The sequence below is a fragment of the Novosphingobium sp. genome (assembly GCF_019748365.1).
Classification (GTDB): Bacteria; Pseudomonadota; Alphaproteobacteria; order Sphingomonadales; family Sphingomonadaceae; genus Novosphingobium.
Map to the genome: position 1 here is coordinate 1 of NZ_JAIEPN010000099.1, position 21,517 is coordinate 21,517.

Below are 21,517 nucleotides of genomic sequence, written 5' to 3' on the forward strand. Positions count from 1 at the left end.
TGGTAGACGCGCAACGTTGAGGTCGTTGTGGGCGAAAGCCCGTGGAAGTTCGAGTCTTCTCGACCGCACCAATCACCAGGCAGATCAATCCGAAACCACCCCTTTGGGGGCCCGTGCGCCGCGTTTTCAGGATCCGGCCGCAAGGAACAGCGCCACCGCTGAAGCCTGCGCCGCCGCGCCCGTCTGTCCCGATCCCCCGCGCCACAGCCCGTCCACCGGCTGGGTGCCCCCGGCGCTCAGTGCCCAGACTGCTTCGCCGTTGCGGGCGAGCCATGCCCGCAGTTCGGAGCGTTCGGGGCTATCGGGCATGGCCTCTACCAGATGGCCGAGGTGGTAGGCGAACACACCCTTGAACATCGGCCCATCCCTGCCGAGATCATCGGAGGGCTCGGTGAGCAGGCCCTGCGGCGTCACCAGCATGCGGGTCGCCGCCAGCGCAGTGCGCAGAGCGGCATCCCGATAATGCGGATCGCCGGTGATGGCGGTGAGGTCGTTCAGCCCGCCGAGCATGACGCCCTGATTGTAGGTATAGCGCGGCGCGCCGTTGTTGTGGCACTGCGCATCGAGCCCGTCGTTCACCAGTGCATCGGGGCCGATCATGCCAGAGGCGGCGAACCAGCTCCATGTGCGCAGCGCCCAGTCGCGGTAGGCCTCCTGCCCAGTTGCCAGATAGAGCCGGGTCGAGGCGGTGAGCAGCAGTTCGTTGGTGATGGCGTTCTTGTAGCTGTGCTTCGGGTCCCACCACAGGCCGCCGACGCAGTGATCGTCCCAATGGTCGGTAACGATGCGGCTGTAGTTGGCGGCGGCCCAGGCCAGCAGTTCGGGATCGCGGTCCGTCTGCCATGCATCGACGCTGGCGATCACCGCCCAGAGATCATCGTCATTGAGATAGCGCCCGGCGCGGTTGCGCACGGCGGCGGCGATCTTGCCCTGCCAGCGCGTGTCGCCGGTGCGGCGCTGGTAGTCCATCAGCACGTCGGTGATGGGGAAGCGCTGCCAGTTCTCGCTCGCCGTCCAGCCATCGGACGTGCCCCACAGGCGCTCGAGCGTTTCGGCGGCGGCGGTGGCGCGAGCCTGCCAGACCGGCGTTTCCGCACGCGCGGCGGTAGCACCGAGCAGAAACAGCAGTGCGACCAGCACGCGCACCATTCAGGCGGCATCCCGGCGGCGCAGCAGCAGCGCGCCCGCGACCAGCACCGCCATCAGCCCGGCAAAGATCGCCGCCAGTTCGCGGTTGTTCCACGCCATGGTGATGAGCGCGAAGCTCGCCATGCCAAGCGCGAAGGCCGGGGCGAAGGGATAGAGCGGCGCGCGGAAGGGGCGCACCAGATCGGGTTCGCTGCGGCGCAGGCGAAACAGCGCGGCCATCGAGACGATGTACATGAGGAGCGCCCCGAAGGCGGACAGCGTCACCACACTGGCGGTGAGCGACTGGCCCGCGATGCTGACAAAGGCATCGCTGTAGATCGCAGCCACGCCCACCACGCCGCCCGCCAGCGTCGCCACATGCGGCGTGTTGAACCGGGGGTGCAGCCGCGCGAACGCGCCCGGCAGATAGCCCGCGCGCCCGAGCGCGAAGATCTGGCGGGCATAGCCCATGATGATCCCGTGGAACGAGGCGACAAGGCCGAACAGCCCGAGCCAGACCAGCATGTGCAGCCACCCGCTGGAAGCGCCCACCGCGCGCTTCATCGCTTGTGGCAGCGGATCGTTGAGGCTGGAAAGCTCAGCCCAGCTGCCCGATCCGCCGGCGAACAGCATGACCCCGAAGGCCAGCGCCGTCAGCGTGAGGATGCCGGAAATATAGGCTGTGGGGATCGTCCGGCGCGGCTCCTTGGCTTCTTCCGCAGCCATGGCGACGCCTTCGATGGCGAGGAAGAACCAGATCGCGAAGGGCAGCGCGCCGAAGATGCCGCCCACCGCCGCCATGCTGAAATGGTCCTGTCCGGCCCAGCCGCCCGCAAGGAAGTTCGACCAGCGGAAGGCGGGCAGCACCACGGCCATGAACACGACGAGTTCGCCGACGGCGAGCAGCGTGACCACCACTTCGAAGCTCGCCGCGATCTGCACGCCGACGATATTGAGCGCCATGAACAGGGCATAGGCGCCGAGCGCAGCATGCTTGGGCTCCAGACCCGGAAACTGCACATGGAGATAGGCGCCGATGGCGAGGCTGATGGCAGGCGGTGCGAAGAGGAACTCGATCAGCGTGGCAAAGCCCGCCACCGCGCCGCCCAGAGGCCCGAACGCGCGCAGGCCATAGGCGAAGGGGCCGCCTGCGTGCGGGATCGCGGTGGTCAGCTCGGTGAACGAGAAGATGAAGGCGATGTACATCGCCGCCACCGCCATGGTGGTGACGAGGAAACCCAAGGTCCCCGCGCTCGCCCAGCCATAGCTCCAGCCGAAATACTCGCCCGAGATGACCAGCCCCACGGCAATCGCCCAGAGCTGGAACGCGCCGAGGCTTTTCTGCAGCTGGGGTGTGCTCATGCGGGAGCGGAGTCCTCGAACGGAAGGGCAGGGGTCTGGTCGTCCTTCAGCGCGACGCCGGAAAGCTCGCGCCGCAGCGCCTCGCGGAGCAGCCAGCCCAACGTGCGCGCGGCCTCCTGCAGGGAGAGTCCGCCCGCGCCGTGGATGTTGGAAATGCAGTTGCGCTCGGCGTCGGTGCGGCCCGGGTGGGGGGCGAAGGTCATGTAGATGCCGAGGCTGTCATGCACGCTGAGACCGGGGCGCTCGCCGATGATCATGACGCAGACCCGCGCGCCGAGTGCTGCGCCGATGGGATCGCCCAGCGCCACGCGGGCCTGATGAGCAATGACGACTGGGCCGATGATGAGGCCGCCAAGCTCGGCTGCGCAGGCGCGCACCAGCTGCGCCGCGCCCGCCTGCACGCCGGTTGCGGAAAGCCCGTCGCCGATCACGAAGACGACATCGCAGCGCCCGCCTGCTTCAGCCAGTAGCGCGGCGGACCTTGCTGAAAGCTGGCGGCCCAGATCCGGGCGGCGCAGATAGGTCGCCCGGTCCGGCGCATCGCTTTCTGCCTGCAGCACTGGCATTGGCGCCAGTTCCGCTGCCAGCGCTGCGGAGTCCAAAGCCGCGTGCACCGCATCGCGCGCACGGGCATGGGCAAGCTGGAAATCGAGCACTTCGGCCAGCGGCAAGGCATGCCCGACCCGCCCGAGCGCGATCCGCGCCGGGGTGGTCCGCCGCAGCTTCGCCCAGAGCTCGCCCGGCACGATCTCGCTCAAGAAAGGGTCTCCGCCAGCCGCCGCACGAACGGTGAAGCGCCGTCCGTCAGCGCGCGCAGCCTGCCATCGGGCGCGGCGATGCCGACTTCGGCCAGCCATGCCTCGAACTCCGGCGCGGGGCGCAGGCCCATCACGCTGCGCAGGTAAAGCGCGTCGTGGTTGGAGAGGCTCTGGTAGGACAGCATCACATCGTCGCTGCCCGGCACGCAGATCAGGAAGCTGCAGCCTGCCACGGTGAGCAGGGTCATCAGGCTGTCCATGTCGTCCTGATCGGCCTCTGCATGGTTGGTGTAGCAGACGTCGCAGCCCATCGGCAGGCCGAGCAGCTTGCCGCAGAAGTGGTCTTCGAGCCCGGCGCGGATGATCTGCTTGCCGTCGTAGAGGTATTCCGGCCCGATGAAGCCGACGACGGTGTTGACGAGCAGCGGATCGAACGCGCGCGCGACGGCATGGGCACGCGCCTCCATCGTCTGCTGGTCGACGCCGTGGTGGGCATTGGCGGAGAGCGCGGAGCCTTGCCCGGTCTCGAAATACATCACGTTCCGGCCCACCGTGCCGCGCCCCAGCGCCAGAGCCGCGCTGTGCGCCTCGCGCAGGATGGCAAGGTCGATCCCAAAGCCCGCATTGGCCGCCTCGCTCCCCGCGACCGACTGGAACACCAGATCGACCGGCGCGCCACGCTCCATGATAGCGAGCGCATTGGTCACGTGGGTGAGGACGCAAGTCTGCGTCGGGATCGCATAGGCCTGTCGCAGTTCGTCGAGCATGCGGATGAGGGTGGTGGCGGCGGGCACGCTGTCGGTGGCGGGGTTCACCCCGATTACCGCGTCGCCCACGCCGTGGAGCAGGCCATCGAGCACCGCTGCGGCAATCCCGCGCGGATCGTCTGCCGGGTGGTTGGGCTGGAGTCGGGTGGAGAGGCGGCCTGGAAGGCCGATGGTGGAGCGGAAGGCAGTCACCACGCGGATCTTCTGCGCCACCGCGATCAGGTCCTGATTGCGCATCAGCTTGGAAACCGCCGCTGCCATTTCCGGCGTCGCGCCGGGGGCGATGGCGGCGAGCGCGGCTTCGTCCGCAGCTTCGCTCAGCAGCCAGTCGCGAAAGCCGCCGACGGTGAGGTGGGCAATCGGCGCGAAGGCGGCGGTATCGTGGCTGTCGATGATCAGCCGGGTGACTTCGTCCTGCTCGTAGGGCACGACCGCTTCGCTGAGGAACACCTTGAGCGGCAGATCGGCCAGCACCCAGCGCGCGGCCACCCTGCGCGTGGCGCTGGCGGCGGCTAGCCCGGCCAGTTCATCGCCCGACCGCGCCGGGCTTGCGGCGGCGAGCACGGCCTTGAGGTCCGCAAAGCCGTGCCGTTCGCCGCCAAGATCACAGGTAAACGGCAAGATCGCGAGCCCTCCATGCCCGGGCGGGATGGTAAGCCGCGATCTTGCTGCATTGCAACGAGAGTTTGGGGCCAATTACTCCGGAATGCGCCAGCGGATCACGCCGGAATAGCGCCCCGCCACCAGATCGCCGTGTTCATCGCGCGCGGGCGTGAAGCTGGCGCGCTCGCCGACTTTCGCGCAGGTCGCCGCGTCGAGATCGGCCGAGCCGCTGGAGCGGGTGATCCGGCAATCGCGCACGCGCCCGTCCGGGCCGATGGTCAGCTCGAACGCGGAAGCCCCCTGCTGGCCGCGGCGCAGGGCACTGGTCGGGTAATCCGCATCCGAAACCCATTTGCCCGGCATGCCGAGCGGCTTGGCCGCGCGCGGGGTGAAGCTGGGGCTAGGCGTGGGCGGCTGCAGCGGCGGTAGGGTCCCGCCGCCAAGCTCCGATCCGATCGGCGGCAGCGGGCCGGGATCGATGTGGAGGCCCGGATCGCCGATGGGCGGCAACGGCAGCGTCGGATCGGGCCTGGGTGTGGTATCGCGGGTATGCGGCAGGGGCTTCACATCGGGTGTGGGGCTCGGCGCCGGGGGTGGCGGTGGCATATAGGTCCAGGCCTTGGTCCAGTCTTTCGGCTTGATCTTCTCGATGATCCCGCCGGCAAAGCCGGTGAGCAGCACCACCGCCATCACGCCGTGCACGGCGCCGACAGCGCCTAGCGCGACGATCCGCCGCCGACTGGTCTCAGGTGTAAGGTAGGCCATCGCATGCTCTCCTCGGCTGTGCCGGACAGACCGGGTTGCGAAGGCGAGCAGCGGGGCCGAAACGAACAATCCCGATGCAAGCAACACGGGCCGTACGACGATTTATGGTATAACATTACCACGGCTCGGAGAGGCTTGCGAGAAGAATCTCAACCGCATTGGTGGAGTTTTAAGTTGCCCCCTGCAACGGATCGGGCTCAGCCGCCGCTGTTCACGTAGTCCCATACTTTCGAGATCACCACCGAGCCTTCGCCCACGGCTGAAGCCACGCGCTTGACCGAGCCCGAGCGGACATCGCCCACCGCGAAGATGTCGGGGTGCGAGGTGGCATAAGGCGAGGCGGCGCCTACGGCCGGCCCGGTCTTCACGAAGCCCTTGTCGTCAAGGTCGACGAGGCCCGAAAGCCATTCGGTGTTGGGCGCGGCGCCGACCATGATGAACAGCGCGCGCGTGGGGATGTCTTGCGTCTCGCCGGTCTTCGCGTTGCGCAAGGTCACCCCTTCGAGATGCGCACCGCCGTGGAGCGCGACGACTTCGGAATTGTAGTCGATCTGGATGGCGGGATCGGCCTCCAGGCGCCCGGACAGATAGCTCGACATCGACAGCGCGAGCGAAGGGCCACGTACCACCACGTGCGTGCAGTGCGCCGTACGGCTGAGGTACATCGCCGCCTGCCCCGCCGAATTGCCCCCGCCGATGATCACCGCCTGCGTGCCTTTGCAATAGCGCGCCTCGATCTCGGTCGCGGCGTAATAGATGCCCGCGCCCTCGAATTCGGCAAGGCGCGGGATCGGCAGGCGGCGATACTGCACCCCCGTCGCCACAACCACGGCCTTGCCGCGCACGCGTTGCCCATTGTCGAACGTGGCGCAGAACTGGCCATCATCGAGCTGTTCGAGCGCGAGTACCCGGCGCGGCAGGGCAAAGCGGGTGCCGAACTTCATCGCCTGCACTTCGCCGCGCCAGACGAGATCGCCGCCCGAAATGCCGGTGGGGAAGCCCATGTAGTTCTCGATCCGGCTGGAGGTGCCGGCCTGCCCGCCGATGGCGAGGTCCTCGATCACCAGCGCGCAGAGCCCTTCGGCCCCGGCATAGACGCCTGCCGCGACGCCTGCAGGCCCGCCGCCGACGATGATCACGTCGAAGGCCTCGTCGTATTGCAGCTCGCGGTTGATGCCGAGCAGGTGGGCGATCCTGTCGGGTGTCGGGTCGGTCACCACGGTGTCGCGCCCGAAGATCACCGCCGGGCTGCCCGCCGTGAGCGAGCAGGCCTGCGCGGCGGCCAGCGCTTCCTCGCTGCCGAGCTTCAGCGAACGATAGGGAATGCGATTGCGGCTGGCGAACTGCGCGACGCGGCGGACGGCAGCGTCCTCGTCCTCGCCGATCAGCTGGAGCGAGCTGTCGCGCTCATCCAGCTGGCGGCGGCGGCGCGCGGCGAGCACGGTGATCACGATGTCCGACATTTCCGGGATCTGCGACATGAGCGCCAGCATCGCCTCGCGCGGGACTTCGATCACCCGCGTGTCCTGCGCCGCGCGCATGGCCATCGAGACGGTGCCGCCGCTGAGAAAGGAAATCTCGCCCATGAACTGCGTGGGGCCGAGCGTGGAGGGCAGGTGCCGTTCATCGGTGATGGGATTGACGACCTCGATCTCGCCTTCCTCGACATAGGTGAAGGTATCGGCGGGGTCTCCGGGCCGGGCCATGATCGTGCCGGCGGGGTAGGTCTTGATCGTGCCGGCGGCGCGTAGCGCTTCGACATGGCTGGCATGAAGCGGCGTGCGCTGCATCGCGCGAAGATCGGCGCCAATCGATTCCATCTGGGTCGGTTCCTGCTGAGCGCCGGGCGGCGGGGGAGACGCGGAGTCGCGTGGCGCCAGCATACCGTAACGCCGCACCGCAGCGCTACAGCCGGTTGGCTGCAGGCTGCGATGCGGCGACGGCCGATCAGCGGGCCGCGCGCTGGCCGACTTCTGCTGCCATGAACGCCCGGATTTCGCCGGCGATCTCATCAGCCTTGGTTTCAAGCGCGAAGTGGCCGGCATCGATCAGCCGCAGCTTCGCCATGGGCAGGTCTTGCGCAAAAGCTTCGGCCCCGGCGACAGTGAAGATCGGATCGTTCTTCCCCCACACGACCAGAGTGGGGAACTGGTGCTTGCGGAAAGCCTCGTGGAAGGCCGGGTAGAGCGCGACATTGGTCTGGTAGTTGGCAAACAGCGCAAGCTGGATTTCGCGGTTGCCGGGCCGATCGAGGATCGCCTGATCGTTGTCGATCGCATCGGGGTTGACGCGGTCGGCAGGCACCCCGGCGCTGTATTGGAACGTTGTGAGCTTGCGGGTGAGGAAGGCAGCGGCCCCTTCCCGCGTCTCGGCGGTATCATTGGCCCAGAGCGCCTTGATCGGTGCCCATGCGGGGGAAAGGCCGACGTCATAGGCATTGCCGTTCTGCACGATGAGTGCGGTCACGCGCTCCGGCTGGCGCAGCGCAAAGCGCAGCCCGACCGGTGCGCCGTAGTCCTGGATATAGACCGCGAACTTCGTGACGCCGACGGCGCGGGTGAAGTGATCGACCGTCTCGTAGAGATGATCGAAGGTATAGGCGTAGTCGGCGGGGGCGGGCTGCGACGAACGGCCGAACCCCGGGTAATCCGGCGCGACGACATGATAGCGATCGGCGAGCAGTGGGATCAGATCGCGGAACATGTGGCTCGAAGAAGGGAAGCCGTGGAGCAGCAGGATCGTGGGTTTGCGTGGATCTCCGGCCTCGCGGTAGAAGATGTCGAGCCCGTCGACCTTGACGGTCCGATAAAACACCGGCTGCGCTGGAATGACGTGGCTTGCAGCGGGGGCCGGAGCGGCTGGCCGGGCCAGCGCGGGGAATGATGCGACGACATTGACGGCGAGGACCGAGGCGGAGACGGCGACAGTCAGGAGGCGTGCCTTTAGGGACATGGGGCGTTTTCCTTGTTGGTTCCGTTATGGGGTGGCGGGCGCCTGCCGGGAGGGGGAAGCGAGGCGCCCGCAGGGGACGTCAAGCCGCGAAGCGCGCGGTGACGACCGGGAAGTCGATCTCGGTCGCGAAGGCCGAGTTGACGTAGTTGGTCCAGGTGTTGAGCGCGACGTGCTGGACGATCTCGAGCAGCTGTGCGTCGGTGTATCCGGCGGTGCGAACCGCTTCGACGTCTGCGGCGCCGACATGGCCGCGCGTCTTCACCAGTTGCACGGCAAAGCGCACCGCGGCATCGGCCTTGGGATCGTTCGAAGCGCCGCTGCGGTTGGCGGTGATTTCGGCGTCGTCGAGCTTCGCGAGGTTCTTGCCGAGGTAGGTGTGGGCCGAGAGGCAGTAGTCGCAGCCGTTGAGTTCGGCGACGGCGAGCGCGATGCGTTCGCGGGTCGGGGCGGGCAGCTTGCCCTTGGCCAGCGCGCCGTTCATCGCGAGATAGCCTTCGAGCGCGGCCGGGCTGGTGGCAACGAGGCGGTGGAGATTGGGCACGGTGCCGAGCGCCTTGTTGACCGCTTCAAGCAGCGGCTGCGAGGCTTCGGGCGCGTCGGCGACAGTGGCCGGGGTGGGAATGCGCGACATTTGGGGGGAGACCTTTCCGTGGGAGCGGGCCAGTTCGGCCGGTGACTTCCAAGTAGGACCTTCCGCTGAGCGGCAGTATCCGCTACCTTGGCAATCCTTCCTTCCAGAAAACGGAATGCCCTGATGGACCGGTTCGAGGCGATGCGCACTCTTCTCGCGGCGGTCGACGGCGGCAGCCTGTCTTCCGCCTCGCGCGCCCTGAACACGCCGCTGCCCACCATCAGCCGCCGGGTTTCCGATCTCGAAGCACACCTTGGCGCGCAGCTGCTGGTGCGGACCAGCCGCAAGCTGATCCTGACCGAAGCGGGCGAGGCTTTCGTTGCGGCCACCCGCCGCGTACTCGACGATCTGGCAGATGCCGAACGCGCGGCCAGCGGCGAGTATCGCGCGCCGCGCGGCGAGCTGATGGTCACGGCGCCGATCATGTTCGGCAAGCTCCACGTGGCGCCGGTGGTCCATGCGTTTCTTGCGGTCTATCCCGATGTGACCGTGCGGCTGGTGCTTTCGGATTCGAACATCGATCTGGTCGAGGCGCATGTTGACGTGGCGGTGCGCGTCGGCCAGCTGCCTGACAGCGATCTGGTCGCCCGCAAACTGGGTGATATCCGCTGGGTGGTCTGCGCAAGCCCCGCCTATCTCGCGCGGCGCGGCCCGGTCGAACAGCCCGAAGATCTGGCGCGGCATGATTGCATCGCCTTCGAGGGCCTGCAGACCTGGCGCAGCTGGCGGATCGGCGCAGGGGCTGCAGCGCGCACGGTGGAGATCGTGCCGCGTTTCTCGGTCAACACCGCCGATGCGATCATCGAAGCCGCCGCCGCTGGTGTCGGGGTGGCGCGGGTCATGTCCTATCAGGCAGCAGCAGCGGTGAACGATGGACAGGTCGTGCCGCTGCTCACGCACCTCGGGTGCGACGCGGTGCCGGTCCAGCTGGTACATCGCCGCCAGCGCAGCCAGCCGCTGAAACTGAGGGCCTTCCTCGATTTCGTCGCGCCGCGCCTGCAGCAGGTGCTGGGCGAGGTGGCGGGCTGTTTTGCCGAAAACTGAAGGCCCGGCCACCCGGGGGAGAGGTGGCCGGGCCGAGGGCACCGTTGGGGACGTCGGCGCCCCGAAAGGATGTCGGCGCGTCAGCCGAGGAGGGCGTTCACCCGCGCTTCGGCGGTGACGAAGGCCGGCCGCGCGGCCAGTTCGTCGTACCAGCGCTGCAGGTTCGGCCGGTTCTCGAAATCGATGCCGGCAAAGCCGCGGCGCCAGAACCAGCCCCAGTGCGCGATGTCGGCGATCGAGAAGTCATCGCCCGCGACGAACCGCTGCGTGGCGAGTTTCGCCTCAAGGAGATCGGTCAGGCGGTTGGCTTCCGGCGTGAAGCGGGCCTGCGCGCCTTCGTTCTCTGCGCCGCGGGCCCAGCCGGCATTGCCGAAGTTGGGGCTCAGCGCGGAGGCGTGGAACAGCAGCTGTTCGAACACGCGGGCGCGCGCCGTGCCGCTTGCCGGGAGCATCTTGCCGGTCTTTTCGGCGATGTAGACGAGAATGGCAGCGCTTTCGGTCAGGACCAGCTCACCGTCCGGGCCATCGGGATCGACCAGCACCGGCACTTTGGCATTGGGATTGAGGCTGACGAAGGCGGGATCGCGCTGCTCGCCGGCGCGGACATTCACGCGCACCAGTTCATAGGGAAGCCCGGCCTCCTCCAGCGCGAGAGGAACCTTGACGCTGTTGGGCGTGGCAAAAAGGTGGACCTTGATCATGGCAATCTCCTCTGGGTTGGTGGGGCCTTGGCCGCGGGAAACGGTATGATCCATGCTGCAGACCGACAGTAGCATCGCCGTTGCGATAGTGTTCATTCCAGGTGGGAATGGATGAAGCCGCAGCGCATGTGCAAGAAATACATGCAAGAACGCCGCAGCGGGCGCGGGCCCGTGCGACGTATGCTCGTTCACGATGCGAGTGCATCAGCCTCTAGCCGACGGCGGCGATCATGCCTTCAGCGAGCCAGCGGCCAAGCAGCGTACCAGCGGTCGTTACCGCCGCTTCCTCGCCCAGCGTATCGGCCAGACGCGCGCAGACCGCGGCAAAACCTTCGCCAGCTGCGGACCATGCCAGCACATCGCGTTCATGCGCTTCGGCGCGGCGGAACACGGGTTCAAGGCCCTGTCGCCAGACGAGCAGGGCCGTGCCGCGCTCTACAAGTTCTGCTGGCGGCGGCGTTTCCCCGGTGGCGAGCGCCTGCCAGATCGCGTCGGCGTTGGTCCGGATCGGCATGACGAGCAGCGAAGGAACCGTGTGGATGACGGCAGTTTCCCAGTCCGCCACCGAAAGCCCCTCAGCGCAGAGCGCAAAACTGTCCATGCCCACGAAAACCTGGCCGACGGTCCAGTCGATCAGCGCGATTTCGGCCACTTCCGGATCATCGGGCCAGAGCGTCGCGACGAAATCGGTGAAGTCCTCGCCATAGGCATCGAGCGTCCAGCTCGAAGGCGGGCGGGCATCGATGTAGCGCGCAGCGGCCATCTCGAAGTCTTCCTCGCCCAGCCAGAGCACGAGGCGCTGGAATGTTTCGGCGAGGCTGGAGACCAGCGCGACGCGGTAGTTGTTCTGGTAGACCGCCGTGCCCGGCCCGCCGCCCAGTGCGGCGGCGGCGCTTTCCTCGCCGGTCACCAGCCAGTCGCGGAAATCGCGCTGCAGGGCGAGCAGGCTCATGCCGCGATCCTTTCATCGGCGGCGATGCCGCGCGCGATGTCGAGTTCGGCGCAGAGTTCTTCCAGATCGGGGATGTTGTCGTCGCGCTCGATCATTGTCGGCACCGGGCCGGCAAGCGCGGTTGCCGCGCGGTAGAGCGCCCAGACTTCGTCCGGCACCGGCTGGTCGTGCGTGTCGATGAGCAGATGCTCGCCCTGCACATGGCCGGCGAGGTGGATCTGCCCGATCGCGTGCATGGGAATGCCCGCCAGATAGTCGGCGGCGGCGAAACCGTGATTCTGCGCGCTGACGTAGATGTTGTTGACATCGAGCAGCAGGCCGCAGCCGGTGCGCCGGGTCATTTGCGCAAGGAATTCCCATTCGGTCATCGCACCGGGGAAGTTGATGTAGCTGGAGGGGTTCTCGAACAGCATGCGGCGGCCAAGCGCTTCCTGCGCGCGGTCGATATTGCGGCAGACCACGTCCAGCGCTTCCTCGGTATAGGGCACCGGCAGCAGGTCGTGCGAATTGAAGCCGTCGATCCGGGTCCAGCACAAGTGGTCCGAGACCACAGCGGGCTCCATCATGTCGACAAGGCGGCGAAGTTCACGGAGGTAATCGTCCCTCAGGCCATCGGCAGAGCCGATCGACATCGAAACGCCGTGGAGGGCGAGCGGATAGTTGCCGCGTGCCTTCGTCAGCGTATCGAGCGGCTTGCCGCCGGGGATCATGAAGTTTTCCGAGATCACCTCGATGAAATCAACGGGCGCGGTGCCGTCGATATAGGACCGGTAGTGCGGTCTGCGCATGCCAAGGCCAAATCCGACCAGTCTCTCAGACATTGCGCGCCTCGGTCATGTGGGGTCTCGGGAAAGGATGGTGTCTTGCAGCAAAGAAGGCCGGGGCTCCATGGTGCGCCGGGGAGGGGGTGCGGCGCAATTGGGCAGTTGGGACAAGGAGCCCCGGTCAAGTCGTGGCAGCATCAGCCGTGAGGGTGGTGGCTGAGCTGAGGGAGCCGCTTACTTGGGCTCGGTCAGGCTGCCACCCTGCGCAGCGCAGGCCTTCTTGGTCAGAGCCTTGAAGCCCTGGCCCTTGCATTCATTCTGGCCCTTGCAGCTGTGAGCGCCAGCAGCGCAGTCCGAGGTGCCCTTGCAGGTGTTCACGCCGTAGCAGTGCACGACCTGGGCGGACTTGCCCTTGGCGATGGCGGGGGTGGGGGCAACCGCCATGGCGGCGGCGATAAGGGCAGCGTTGGCGGCGATGGCAAGGCCGGTCTTCAGGGTGGTCATGGGTCGTCTCCGAATTTTGCGCCGGGATGGCATCGTCATATTCGATTGACGTCCAACTGCGGTTACAGGCAGCTCACATTTTTTGTGTGCGGCGGAAAAAATCCTGCTCATGGCCGGTTCCGCATCAGCCATTCGCGAAACACCGTCAGTCCCTCAGGCAGATTGCTGCGGCCAAAGCCAATGCGGAAATGGTCCTGCGGCACCGGGCCAAGCTCGGAGTGATAGATGCTGGAGGGCAGCAGCAGCACGCCAGTCTCCTCGACCAGCCGCTCGGTGAAGCGCTCAGCCCCATCGGCGCCCTTGTAGCGGATGAAGGCGACGCAGCTGCCATCCGGACGGCGCCAATCGAACAGGCCCGGGAAGTCCGCGAAGAACGCGTCAAGCAGCCCAAGGTTGTGGTGGGCCAGATCGCGATTGCGCCCGACGATCACCTCGCGCGCCTTGAGTGCGATTTCCGCGAGCAGTTCGGAGGGCGCCGAATTGCAGATCGAGAGATAGTGCTTGTAGTGCTCGCACGCTTGCAGGAACGCGCGGTCCTGGCAGGCCAGCCAGCCGATGCGCAAGCCCGGCAGTCCATAGGACTTCGACATCACATTGAGCGACACGCCGCGTTCGTAGACATCGGCCACTTGCGGCAGGCGCGCATCCGGGTGGTGTTCGATCAGGCGGTAGACTTCATCGCTGAACAGCCAGATCCCCCGCGCGCGGCACAGGTCGATCAGCGCGGCGAAGGTTTCCGGCGAGGGGATCGCGCCGGTGGGGTTGTTGGGGAAGTTGATCGAGATGAGCTTCGTGTTGGGCCTGAGCGCCGCGCGCACGGCATCGAGATCGAGCGCCCAGCCTGCCTCTTCATCCAGCGCGACCCCGGTCACTGCGCAGATCGAAAGCGGAATCGTCTCGGCCGACTGATAGTTCGGGGTGATCACGATGCAGTGGTCCGCGGGCGTCAGCAGCACTTGCATGGCGACATAGATGCCTTCCTGCGCGCCTGCAAAGCACAGCAGCTGATCCTCGGCGATCCCGTCGTAAGTCTTCGCGATCTCGTGCAGCAGCGGCTCCGCGCCGAAGGTTTTGGTATAACCCAGATGAAGGTTGTCGAACCGCGCAAGGTCTTCAGCCGAGGCATGCGCGAGCAGCTGCGAGACGGTCATGCTCTGCGCATCGGATGCGGTGAGGTGATACTTCGCGGCGAATTCCCACTTCGAGAAGTACACCTCCAGCGCAAAATTCCGCATGGGGCCGATTGTCCTTTCATCACGGTGATTTTTTCGGCGCTTCCCTAGAATTTCCCGCCTGCGAGGTCCACCCGCGCCGAAAAAATGCTGCAGCTGTGTAACCGCCATTGTGCAGGTGGCGAACTGGTCAACGTGGCCGGCGCGAATACTTCCGGACACGAGGCAAGGACGCGGCAGACTGCGCGCCCGGCCTCTCAGTTCCTGCATTTCCACCCCTGTGGTTCAACCGTTCAAAAAGGATTACGTCATGAAGATTGCTGCAACCGCTTTCGCCGCTTCGATCGCTCTCGGCCTTGTTGCCGGTGCTGCCCACGCCGCCGATGCCAAGCCCGCCATGGAAAAGTGCTATGGCGTCGCCAAGGCCGGCAAGAACGATTGCGCCGCGGGTCCGGGCACCAGCTGCGCCGGCACCTCGAAGGTCGATTATCAGGGCAACGCCTGGACGCTGGTCAAGGCTGGCACCTGCACTTCGATCAAGACGCCCAAGGGCAACGGTTCGCTGACCCCCAAGGCGCACTGAGCGCGGCAGGGCGCTCCGGCTGACCGGGGCGCCTGCCGGATCCATAAAGGTATCCCCGCATGACCGCTCTCGTTACCGTCTACAACCGGCTGGCCGAGCTTGCCGGGCGCGTGCTGCCCGAATCCCTGCTGCTGCTTGTGGCGCGGCTGGGCATCGCGGCGGTGTTCTTTCAGTCCGGTCGAACCAAGGTGGAAGGCTGGCTGACGATCACCGACAGCACCTACTACCTGTTCGATACCGATTACAAACTGCCGTTCGTGCCACCGGAACTGGCCGCCCCCATGGCGACCTATGCGGAGCACCTCTTTCCGATCCTGCTGGTTCTTGGCCTCGGCACGCGCTTTGCGGCCCTTGGCCTCCTTGGCATGACAACCGTGATCGAGGTCTTCGTCTATCCCGATGCTTGGCCGACGCACCTGAGCTGGGCGGCACTTCTCCTGCCGCTCATCGCCAAGGGCGGTGGAGCGATCTCGCTCGACCGTCTGCTGCGCCGGGGCTGAACCCGCGCCGCCTGCTCCGCGCAGCGACCGGCCCGCATCAACGCGGGCCGGTCTTGCGGGGCGCGGGCAAAGATGCAACGTGGCCGGGAACCGGTAGCCAGTTCATCTGGTGATCCCGGGCCCGGCCTTTGTTTTTCGGGCTTGGTGGTGCAACGAAGGAAGTGTCATGGCCCTCGATCCGGACGAGCCGTCCATCGAACAGACGATCGAGGCGCTGGTCGGCGATCTGCGGCCAGTCGCGCCGCTGCGTCTGTGGCGCGGTGTGGCTGTCGGGCTCGGCCTGACGGTGCTGGCCATCGGCGGGGTGTGGCTGACATTCGGCTTTCGAGCGGATGTTATGGTCCTGCATCCCGCGCCGATCGTGCTGGCGCGCGGGGCAGCCTTGCTGACGGGCGGCCTGTTCCTGCTCGTCGCTGCGCTGCGCGCTGCGGTTCCTGGCCGCGCCGATCAGGGGGCGACAGTCCTTGGCACAATGGTCCTCGCCATCATGCCTGTCGGCCTCATGGGCCTGCTGCTGAATGGCATCGTTTCGGGGCGGCGGACGAGTTTCGCTGAACTGACGCCGCTCATCACCATGCGGTGCTTCGGCATCTCGTTCGTCACCTCGCTCCTCGTCGGTGCGGGGCTTGTGCTGTGGATGCGCCGCGCTGCGCCTACCGATCTGGCACGCGCCGGCTGGCTGACCGGCTGGAGCGCGGCGGCGCTCGGCACCTTTGCCTACAGCCTGTTCTGCCCTTCGCAGACGATGGCGTTCGTTACCTCGGTCTATCCGGCGGCGATGCTGCTGGCGGCGACGGTGATCCGCTTTGTCACCCCGCCATTGCTGCGCTGGTAAGGCTCAGCCTTCGCGCAGCGCGGCAAGGACGTCGGCCGGCTCCGCGCGTTCGCGGAAATCGACGTCGGCATAGGCAAACCGGACACGGCCAGCCGGATCGAGTGCAAAAGTGGCCGGTACCGGGAGAAAACCGCTCGGCGAGCCATAGAGCTGGTGCATGTCGAGCCCCATCTCCTGATAGAAATCAAGCAGTGGATCACCCGCAAAGAAGGCAAGGCCGAGCGACAGCGCGACGCCGTGGTCGACATCGCACAGCACTTCGGCAACATCCGCATGGGGTGAGGCGGCAAGGATGTCGCCCAGCGCGCGCGCGCCGCCGCCGGTTTCACCCGTGATCTCGACAAAGCGGACACCAGCCGCCGCCAGCTCCGGCAGCATGTCGGCCCAGGCAGAAACCTCGTGCACGCAATAGGGACACCAGCGCCCGCGGCTGAAGTTCACGATCACCGGCCCCTTGTCGAGCAGATCGCCCAACCGGCGATAGCTGCCCTGCACGGTGGGCAGCGAGAAATCGGGAAACATCTCGCCCACCTTCGGGGCTGATGCGCCTACACCTGCCCCGCGCAGGGCGATCACGATCTCATCGAAAAACGGGCCGAGGTCTGGATTGCTGCGCCGGATTTGCGCCAGCTGGGGGCCCAGTGGAAGAGGGGAAGGGGTGGGACGTTCCATTATGATGGCATAGTCGTTGTTTGCCTGCAGGGGAAACGCACTGCGATGCATAGAGTCTATGCGCGGTCCCTATGATGCAGCCATTTTGGCATCTGCGTCGGCAAGCGCCCAGTCCTGCGCTCGGGCGACCCGCAGGAACGCCTCGGCCGCCACCGAACGGCGCCGCCCCGCAACCGAGGCGAGCACGAAGCGCGTCTCCACCGATCCGAACGGCAGCTCGGTTGCTGCAAGCGGCGGCACGGCGAGGTTGCGAGGAGTCCAGCCGCAACCAAGCCCGGCCTGCACCATCTGCCTGAGCTGCATGGCGCCTTGCGCCTGATGCCGCACCTCGATCGCCGCACCGACTTGCGTTGCGATCCGCGCCAGGGTCGCGCAGCCATCGCCGGCCAGATCGATCCAGGCTTCCTCTTCGAGCGCCGCGGGCGAGGCGGGAGGGGCAGCGGCAAAGGGATGATCGCTGCGGGTGACGATGCGCCATTCATCTGCAAACAACGGCCAGCAATCGAGCCGTTCGGGGGCTTCATCCGGCATTTCGACGATGATCAGATCGAGTGAGCCAGACATGGCGAGCTCGATCAATTCGCGCGAGGAGCCATTGGCGAGCGCCAGCTCCAGTCCGGAAAGGCTCTGGCCCAGTTCCGCCAGCACGCGTTCCAGCATGGCGTGCTCGACGGTACGGGCGACGCCCAGCGTCAGCGGTGCGATCTCGGCGCGGCCCATGCCGCGTGCCATCTGCTTGGCGGTCTGCGCGGCTTCGAAGCTGCGCTCGAGGTGCGGCAGCATGGCCTTGCCCAGCTCGGTCAGATGCGTGCGCGCCCGCTCGCGCCGGAACAGCGGCGCGCCGAATTCGTCCTCGAGCTTCTGAATCGCCTTGGTCAGCGAAGGCTGCGAGACGTTGCACTCGATTGCAGCACGCGTAAAATTCAGCAGACGTGCTGCGGCCAGGAAGTATCGGACCTGATGCATTTCCATGGCTAAGCTGCCTTGTGCCTGCAACTGCCACACACTCAGCGACCCGACAGCACCTTGGGGCACTGGCAGAGTCGCAGAACGTATCGGGTTGCCTTGACAACAATGAGCGTCAACCGTGCCTGCCGCAAGCAGCGTGCCTCACATATGATTTATCCATTGAATGCATCTAACTGCACTGAAATGGACCGGTCTGGTGCTTTACCAGCATCGACCGATCGTGCAGGAGGGGATTGTGAACGATCTTACCGGCTGGATGCGCACTTTCATCACCGTTGCGGATGCGGCCAGCTTCAGCAAAGCTGCCGCGCGTCTCGAATTGCCGCAATCGACTGTTTCGCGTCAGGTCGGTGCGCTTGAACGCCATCTGGGCGCCGCGCTGCTCAAGCGGACCACACGCTCCATCGCGCTGACCAGCGAAGGGCAAGCCTATTACGAAGCGGCCCTTCGCGCACTTGCGGCGATTGACGAAGCGGAAGCCGCGGTCGGCCTGCATGGCGCGCTGGGCGGACAAGTGCGATTGACGGCGCCTCTCACGCTCGCGCAGTCGCGCGTCATCGCGATGCTGGCGGAATTCCAGCGTATCCAGCCGCGCATCGAAATCGATCTCAGAGTGTCCGATCACGCGCTCAACCTCGTATCCGACAATCTCGATTTCGCCATCCGCGTCGGCGCGATCGGGGATAGCCGCTCGATCGCCCGGCGCATCGGCGTGGCCCGCCGCGCCATGGTGGCATCGCCTGCCTATCTCGAGGAATATGGCGTGCCGCATCAGCCGTCCGATCTCTCGGCGCACAATTGCCTCAGCTACTCGCTGCTGGCCACGGGCAACAAATGGGTGCTCGGACGGGAACAGCAGGTGGAAGTGAGCGGGACCTTCCGGGCCGACAGCCCGGACGCCCTGCGCGCCGCTGCGCTGGCTGGCATCGGCATCGTCGTCAACGCGCGCTGGCTGTTCGAAGACGATCTTGCCAGTGGCCGCCTTGTTGAAGTGCTGCCCGATCATCCTCCGACGGATATGCCGATCCACCTCGTAATGCCGGCCGGGCGCTACATCGCCGCCCGCGTTCGGGCGGTTGCCGATCATCTCATCGGCGCATTCGCAGCCGATCCGCTGCTGCGCTCGGCCTGATCCTGTAACAATCCATCGACCCCTCACGAAACGCTCCTTGTACAAGGCGGGAGCAAGACAATGGTCGATGAAGCAGGCGATAATGCCGCGGCGCTGGCGGGCAGGCGCCCTCATGTCGTGATTGTGGGGGGCGGGTTTGGCGGGCTGGCGGCGGCCAAAGCGCTGGCCGGTGCGCCGGTCGACGTGACCCTGATCGACAAGCGCAACCATCACTTGTTCCAGCCGCTGCTCTATCAGGTCGCGACCGCCGGCCTCTCGCCCGCAGATATCGCCGGTTCGATCCGCGCCATCCTTGCGCGGCAAAAAAACGTGCGTGTGCTGCTCGACCGGGTCTATGGTGTCGATCAGGAGCGCCGCCGCGTCATTCTCGGCGACGGTGAGCCGCTCGCCTATGACTGGCTGATCTTCGCCACCGGCGCCACGCACAGCTATTTCGGGCGCGAGGACTGGGCGCCCTATGCGCCGGGCGTCAAGACGATCGACGATGCCACCCGCATCCGCCGCCGGGTGCTGCTTGCGCTGGAACGCGCCGAGACCGAAACCGATGAAGACAAGCGCAAGGCGCTGCTGACGTTCGTGGTGATCGGCGGCGGGCCGACCGGGGTCGAGATGGCAGGCGCGATTGCCGAACTCGCGCGCCAATCGGTGAGCATGGATTTCCGCCATATCACCCCGCACTGTTCGCGAATCCTGCTGCTGCAGAAGGGGGATCGCCTGCTGCCGTCCTTCCCGCCGGAGCTATCGGCCAAGGCCCGCAAGGGAATCGAGGAACTGGGCGTCGAGGTCCGGCTCGAGGCGGATGTCACCCATATCGATGGCGAGGGCGTCATCGTCGATGACGAGCGGATCTTTGCCGGGACGACCATCTGGGCAGCCGGGGTCATGGCCAGCCGCGCGGCGGAATGGCTGGGCTGCAAGGCTGACCGCGCCGGCCGCGTGCCGGTGGGTGCCGATCTCCATCCCGAGGGCGATCCTGCCGTTTTCGTGATCGGCGATACCGCGGCCTGCACCGATGCCGCAGGGCGGGCCTTGCCGGGCGTCGCGCCCGTCGCCAAGCAGCAGGGACAGCACGCCGCCCGCGCGATTCGCGCGGCGCTGCAGGGGCGCACGGTGCCGCCGTTCCGCTACCGCGACTATGGCAACATGGCGACAATCGGGCGCAGCCGGGCCATCGCGGACTTCGGCCGTTTGCGGGTGACTGGCCTGCCCGCATGGCTGCTCTGGTGCGTCGCCCATATCTGGTTCCTGACCGGGCACCGCAACCGCATCTCGGTGGGAATAAGCTGGCTCTGGAGCTACCTCACGTACCAGCGCGGCGCCCGTCTGATCACCGGCGATGTGGCCCCGGATCTGCCCGCAACGCGCGAACTGGCGCCTGCACTGCGGCCAAAACGCGCCGATATGCCTGAATTTATCCTTGCAGAATAATATCTTAAGCCCACTCATTCCTGACATGCATTGATAATATAACCACCTGATGCGTGGTCGGCTTGCCATCGCTCGGGCACTGTTGGTGCATCGAGAGGCCAAGGAGGAACAAATGGCAAGCCAACTGCAGATCGCCCGGCACGCCACTACCAGCTCGCGCAAGGGCGCAGGCTACGATTGGGAAGCCGCCATGGCAGCCAGCCTGGCTGGCGACGCCGCCGCCTACCGCCGCCTGCTGGAAGAGGCTGGGCGCTGGCTCCGCCGCTACTTTGCCCGCCGCCTTTCCCCCGAGATGGTGGACGATGCGGTGCAGGAAGCGCTCACCGCGCTGCACCTCAAGCGTGCCACGTTCGAGCCGGGTCGTCCGTTCCTCCCCTGGCTTGCGGCCATCGCCCGCTTCAAGGGCGTTGACAGCCTGCGCAGCGCCGGGCGCAACCGCACCGAGGAACTGGATGAGGGGCTGCACGGCGTTCCCAGCCACGAAAGCGCCTCGCTCAGCGGCATCGTCATGGCCGGGCTGTTCGAACGGCTGCGCCGCCCGCAGGCCGATGCCATCCGGCTGGTCAAGCTGCAGGGCTTCTCCGTCCGCGAGGCAGCCTCGATGACCGGGCAGTCCGAAGCCCTGATCAAGGTCAATATCCACCGCGGTCTTGCCGCTCTCAAGACCTTCTTCGGCGAAGGCGACATGTCAGCCGAAACGATCGGCTGAACACAAAAAAGAAGGGACGGATTGCTCCGCCCCTTCCTCGGCCGAGGGCCGTCTGGCTCCGGTCGTCAACTGATGCGGGTGTGCTTACAGCAGCTTCCAGGTGATCGGCACGGTCACCGAGGTCGCGCCACCCGGCGGCGGCGGCACCGAACCGGTGCGGCTCGGCAGGGCCAGTGCTTCGCGATCGAGCGAGGTCGAGCCCGAGGGGGCGACCAGCTCCGCACGCTCCACCGCGCCAGACGCGGCGACATAGATCTTCACCTTGGCGGTCCCTTCCTCACCGCGCGCCTGCGCGGCCTTGGGGTAGGTCTGCTTCGCCGCGATCGTGCGGGCGACCTGACGGATCCAGTCCGCCGACTGGGCGTGCGCGGGGCCGGCAATGCAGGTGGCGGCAAAGAGCCCGAGGGCCAGGGTCTTGGCAGTCTTGAACATCGTGGGTCCTTCCGTTTGACGTCGAGAATGAGTGGTCCGCCGGCTGGTTCTGGCTGGTCGGACCGTGTCATCGTGGGGGCCTCTCCCTTTGGCTGCAGAGCCGTTAGAATCGCGCCAAGCCTCGTTACGAATGGTTCCGGAGGCGGCGTTCACC

At 66.5% G+C, this 21,517-nt stretch carries 23 protein-coding genes; 7 read left to right on the forward strand and 16 right to left on the reverse strand.

The window, feature by feature from the left end:
* Positions 1 to 126 precede the first annotated feature (126 nt).
* From K5Q19_RS12335 to K5Q19_RS12370, 8 genes are all read right to left on the reverse strand, one after another.
* Positions 127 to 1,149: a glycoside hydrolase family 76 protein gene (locus K5Q19_RS12335; RefSeq protein WP_292945526.1), complete on the reverse strand. Its 1,023-nt coding sequence runs from the start codon at positions 1,147 to 1,149 to the stop codon at positions 127 to 129.
* Positions 1,150 to 2,490 (reverse strand): ethanolamine permease, encoded by a 1,341-nt coding sequence (eat, locus tag K5Q19_RS12340; protein WP_292945529.1) that lies wholly within the window; start codon positions 2,488 to 2,490, stop codon positions 1,150 to 1,152. It abuts the gene before it with no gap.
* Positions 2,487 to 3,248, reverse strand: a complete 762-nt coding sequence (gene eutC / locus K5Q19_RS12345; RefSeq protein WP_292945532.1) for an ethanolamine ammonia-lyase subunit EutC — start codon at positions 3,246 to 3,248, stop codon at positions 2,487 to 2,489. Before eutC ends, eat begins: the two co-directional genes overlap by 4 nt.
* Positions 3,245 to 4,636 (reverse strand): ethanolamine ammonia-lyase subunit EutB, encoded by a 1,392-nt coding sequence (locus K5Q19_RS12350; protein ID WP_292945534.1) that lies wholly within the window; start codon positions 4,634 to 4,636, stop codon positions 3,245 to 3,247. Before K5Q19_RS12350 ends, eutC begins: the two co-directional genes overlap by 4 nt.
* Before the next feature lie 75 nt (positions 4,637 to 4,711).
* Complete coding sequence (locus K5Q19_RS12355) at positions 4,712 to 5,383, reverse strand: energy transducer TonB (RefSeq protein ID WP_292945537.1); 672 nt, start codon at positions 5,381 to 5,383, stop codon at positions 4,712 to 4,714.
* Between the two features lie 197 nt (positions 5,384 to 5,580).
* Positions 5,581 to 7,203, reverse strand: coding sequence for an FAD-dependent oxidoreductase (locus K5Q19_RS12360; protein WP_292945540.1), 1,623 nt, complete (start codon positions 7,201 to 7,203; stop codon positions 5,581 to 5,583).
* Positions 7,204 to 7,330: 127 nt separating this feature from the next.
* Positions 7,331 to 8,335 carry an alpha/beta hydrolase gene (locus tag K5Q19_RS12365; RefSeq protein WP_292945542.1) on the reverse strand — a complete coding sequence of 335 codons (1,005 nt, stop codon included), beginning with the start codon at positions 8,333 to 8,335 and terminating at the stop codon, positions 7,331 to 7,333.
* 79 nt (positions 8,336 to 8,414) lie between these two features.
* The gene (locus tag K5Q19_RS12370; protein WP_292945545.1) at positions 8,415 to 8,966 is read right to left on the reverse strand and encodes a peroxidase-related enzyme; all 552 of its coding nucleotides are present in this window, start codon (positions 8,964 to 8,966) and stop codon (positions 8,415 to 8,417) included.
* A 123-nt stretch (positions 8,967 to 9,089) separates the two neighbouring features.
* Here K5Q19_RS12370 and K5Q19_RS12375 point away from each other — a divergent pair, with 123 nt between their 5' ends.
* The gene (locus K5Q19_RS12375) at positions 9,090 to 10,010 is read left to right on the forward strand and encodes a LysR family transcriptional regulator (RefSeq protein WP_292945548.1); all 921 of its coding nucleotides are present in this window, start codon (positions 9,090 to 9,092) and stop codon (positions 10,008 to 10,010) included.
* 80 nt (positions 10,011 to 10,090) lie between these two features.
* Here K5Q19_RS12375 and K5Q19_RS12380 read toward each other — a convergent pair whose 3' ends face one another.
* From K5Q19_RS12380 to K5Q19_RS12400, 5 genes are all read right to left on the reverse strand, one after another.
* Positions 10,091 to 10,711, reverse strand: coding sequence for a glutathione S-transferase family protein (locus K5Q19_RS12380; protein ID WP_292945551.1), 621 nt, complete (start codon positions 10,709 to 10,711; stop codon positions 10,091 to 10,093).
* Between the two features lie 211 nt (positions 10,712 to 10,922).
* Positions 10,923 to 11,663: a DNA-binding domain-containing protein gene (locus K5Q19_RS12385; protein ID WP_292945554.1), complete on the reverse strand. Its 741-nt coding sequence runs from the start codon at positions 11,661 to 11,663 to the stop codon at positions 10,923 to 10,925.
* Positions 11,660 to 12,484, reverse strand: a complete 825-nt coding sequence (locus K5Q19_RS12390) for a DUF692 domain-containing protein (RefSeq protein WP_292945557.1) — start codon at positions 12,482 to 12,484, stop codon at positions 11,660 to 11,662. Before K5Q19_RS12390 ends, K5Q19_RS12385 begins: the two co-directional genes overlap by 4 nt.
* 177 nt (positions 12,485 to 12,661) lie before the next feature.
* On the reverse strand, positions 12,662 to 12,931 hold the full coding sequence (locus tag K5Q19_RS12395; RefSeq protein ID WP_292945560.1) for a hypothetical protein: 270 nt from the start codon (positions 12,929 to 12,931) through the stop codon (positions 12,662 to 12,664).
* 107 nt (positions 12,932 to 13,038) lie between these two features.
* A complete protein-coding gene (locus tag K5Q19_RS12400) occupies positions 13,039 to 14,166 on the reverse strand; it encodes an aminotransferase class I/II-fold pyridoxal phosphate-dependent enzyme (RefSeq protein ID WP_292945562.1) in 1,128 nt (375 codons plus the stop codon).
* Between the two features lie 247 nt (positions 14,167 to 14,413).
* Between K5Q19_RS12400 and K5Q19_RS12405 the strand changes: the two genes are divergently transcribed.
* The 3 genes from K5Q19_RS12405 to K5Q19_RS12415 all read left to right on the forward strand — a co-directional run bounded on the left by K5Q19_RS12405 (position 14,414) and on the right by K5Q19_RS12415 (position 16,021).
* Positions 14,414 to 14,686, forward strand: coding sequence for a DUF2282 domain-containing protein (locus tag K5Q19_RS12405; RefSeq protein ID WP_292945564.1), 273 nt, complete (start codon positions 14,414 to 14,416; stop codon positions 14,684 to 14,686).
* Between the two features lie 59 nt (positions 14,687 to 14,745).
* Positions 14,746 to 15,186, forward strand: coding sequence for a DoxX family protein (locus K5Q19_RS12410; protein WP_292945567.1), 441 nt, complete (start codon positions 14,746 to 14,748; stop codon positions 15,184 to 15,186).
* A 166-nt stretch (positions 15,187 to 15,352) separates the two neighbouring features.
* Entirely contained in the window at positions 15,353 to 16,021 is a 669-nt protein-coding gene (locus K5Q19_RS12415; RefSeq protein ID WP_292945570.1) for a DUF1109 domain-containing protein, read from the forward strand.
* A 3-nt stretch (positions 16,022 to 16,024) separates the two neighbouring features.
* Here the strand turns inward: K5Q19_RS12415 and K5Q19_RS12420 are convergent, their stop codons facing one another.
* Both K5Q19_RS12420 and K5Q19_RS12425 read right to left on the reverse strand, forming a co-directional pair.
* Positions 16,025 to 16,693, reverse strand: coding sequence for a peroxiredoxin-like family protein (locus tag K5Q19_RS12420; RefSeq protein WP_292945573.1), 669 nt, complete (start codon positions 16,691 to 16,693; stop codon positions 16,025 to 16,027).
* 69 nt (positions 16,694 to 16,762) lie between these two features.
* Positions 16,763 to 17,665 carry a LysR family transcriptional regulator gene (locus K5Q19_RS12425; RefSeq protein ID WP_292945576.1) on the reverse strand — a complete coding sequence of 301 codons (903 nt, stop codon included), beginning with the start codon at positions 17,663 to 17,665 and terminating at the stop codon, positions 16,763 to 16,765.
* Between the two features lie 232 nt (positions 17,666 to 17,897).
* Here K5Q19_RS12425 and K5Q19_RS12430 point away from each other — a divergent pair, with 232 nt between their 5' ends.
* The 3 genes from K5Q19_RS12430 (at position 17,898) to K5Q19_RS12440 (ending at position 20,931) form a co-directional block, all read left to right on the forward strand.
* Positions 17,898 to 18,794 (forward strand): LysR family transcriptional regulator, encoded by an 897-nt coding sequence (locus K5Q19_RS12430; RefSeq protein WP_292945579.1) that lies wholly within the window; start codon positions 17,898 to 17,900, stop codon positions 18,792 to 18,794.
* Positions 18,795 to 18,854: 60 nt separating this feature from the next.
* Entirely contained in the window at positions 18,855 to 20,222 is a 1,368-nt protein-coding gene (locus K5Q19_RS12435; protein ID WP_292945582.1) for an NAD(P)/FAD-dependent oxidoreductase, read from the forward strand.
* Between the two features lie 112 nt (positions 20,223 to 20,334).
* Positions 20,335 to 20,931, forward strand: a complete 597-nt coding sequence (locus K5Q19_RS12440) for a sigma-70 family RNA polymerase sigma factor (RefSeq protein ID WP_365759435.1) — start codon at positions 20,335 to 20,337, stop codon at positions 20,929 to 20,931.
* 84 nt (positions 20,932 to 21,015) lie between these two features.
* Here the strand turns inward: K5Q19_RS12440 and K5Q19_RS12445 are convergent, their stop codons facing one another.
* Positions 21,016 to 21,363, reverse strand: a complete 348-nt coding sequence (locus K5Q19_RS12445; protein WP_292945584.1) for an energy transducer TonB — start codon at positions 21,361 to 21,363, stop codon at positions 21,016 to 21,018.
* Positions 21,364 to 21,517: the final 154 nt, after the last annotated feature.

Coding starts and splice junctions, on each gene's coding strand:
- K5Q19_RS12335 (WP_292945526.1), bottom strand. CDS start 1,149: ATGGTGCGCGTGCTGGTCGCACTGCTGTTTCTGCTCGGTGCTACCGCC.
- eat (WP_292945529.1), bottom strand. CDS start 2,490: ATGAGCACACCCCAGCTGCAGAAAAGCCTCGGCGCGTTCCAGCTCTGG.
- K5Q19_RS12355 (WP_292945537.1), bottom strand. CDS start 5,383: ATGGCCTACCTTACACCTGAGACCAGTCGGCGGCGGATCGTCGCGCTA.
- K5Q19_RS12360 (WP_292945540.1), bottom strand. CDS start 7,203: ATGGAATCGATTGGCGCCGATCTTCGCGCGATGCAGCGCACGCCGCTT.
- K5Q19_RS12365 (WP_292945542.1), bottom strand. CDS start 8,335: ATGTCCCTAAAGGCACGCCTCCTGACTGTCGCCGTCTCCGCCTCGGTC.
- K5Q19_RS12370 (WP_292945545.1), bottom strand. CDS start 8,966: ATGTCGCGCATTCCCACCCCGGCCACTGTCGCCGACGCGCCCGAAGCC.
- K5Q19_RS12375 (WP_292945548.1), top strand. CDS start 9,090: ATGGACCGGTTCGAGGCGATGCGCACTCTTCTCGCGGCGGTCGACGGC.
- K5Q19_RS12380 (WP_292945551.1), bottom strand. CDS start 10,711: ATGATCAAGGTCCACCTTTTTGCCACGCCCAACAGCGTCAAGGTTCCT.
- K5Q19_RS12385 (WP_292945554.1), bottom strand. CDS start 11,663: ATGAGCCTGCTCGCCCTGCAGCGCGATTTCCGCGACTGGCTGGTGACC.
- K5Q19_RS12390 (WP_292945557.1), bottom strand. CDS start 12,484: ATGTCTGAGAGACTGGTCGGATTTGGCCTTGGCATGCGCAGACCGCAC.
- K5Q19_RS12395 (WP_292945560.1), bottom strand. CDS start 12,931: ATGACCACCCTGAAGACCGGCCTTGCCATCGCCGCCAACGCTGCCCTT.
- K5Q19_RS12400 (WP_292945562.1), bottom strand. CDS start 14,166: ATGCGGAATTTTGCGCTGGAGGTGTACTTCTCGAAGTGGGAATTCGCC.
- K5Q19_RS12405 (WP_292945564.1), top strand. CDS start 14,414: ATGAAGATTGCTGCAACCGCTTTCGCCGCTTCGATCGCTCTCGGCCTT.
- K5Q19_RS12410 (WP_292945567.1), top strand. CDS start 14,746: ATGACCGCTCTCGTTACCGTCTACAACCGGCTGGCCGAGCTTGCCGGG.
- K5Q19_RS12415 (WP_292945570.1), top strand. CDS start 15,353: ATGGCCCTCGATCCGGACGAGCCGTCCATCGAACAGACGATCGAGGCG.
- K5Q19_RS12420 (WP_292945573.1), bottom strand. CDS start 16,693: ATGGAACGTCCCACCCCTTCCCCTCTTCCACTGGGCCCCCAGCTGGCG.
- K5Q19_RS12425 (WP_292945576.1), bottom strand. CDS start 17,665: ATGGAAATGCATCAGGTCCGATACTTCCTGGCCGCAGCACGTCTGCTG.
- K5Q19_RS12435 (WP_292945582.1), top strand. CDS start 18,855: ATGGTCGATGAAGCAGGCGATAATGCCGCGGCGCTGGCGGGCAGGCGC.
- K5Q19_RS12440 (WP_365759435.1), top strand. CDS start 20,335: ATGGCAAGCCAACTGCAGATCGCCCGGCACGCCACTACCAGCTCGCGC.
- K5Q19_RS12445 (WP_292945584.1), bottom strand. CDS start 21,363: ATGTTCAAGACTGCCAAGACCCTGGCCCTCGGGCTCTTTGCCGCCACC.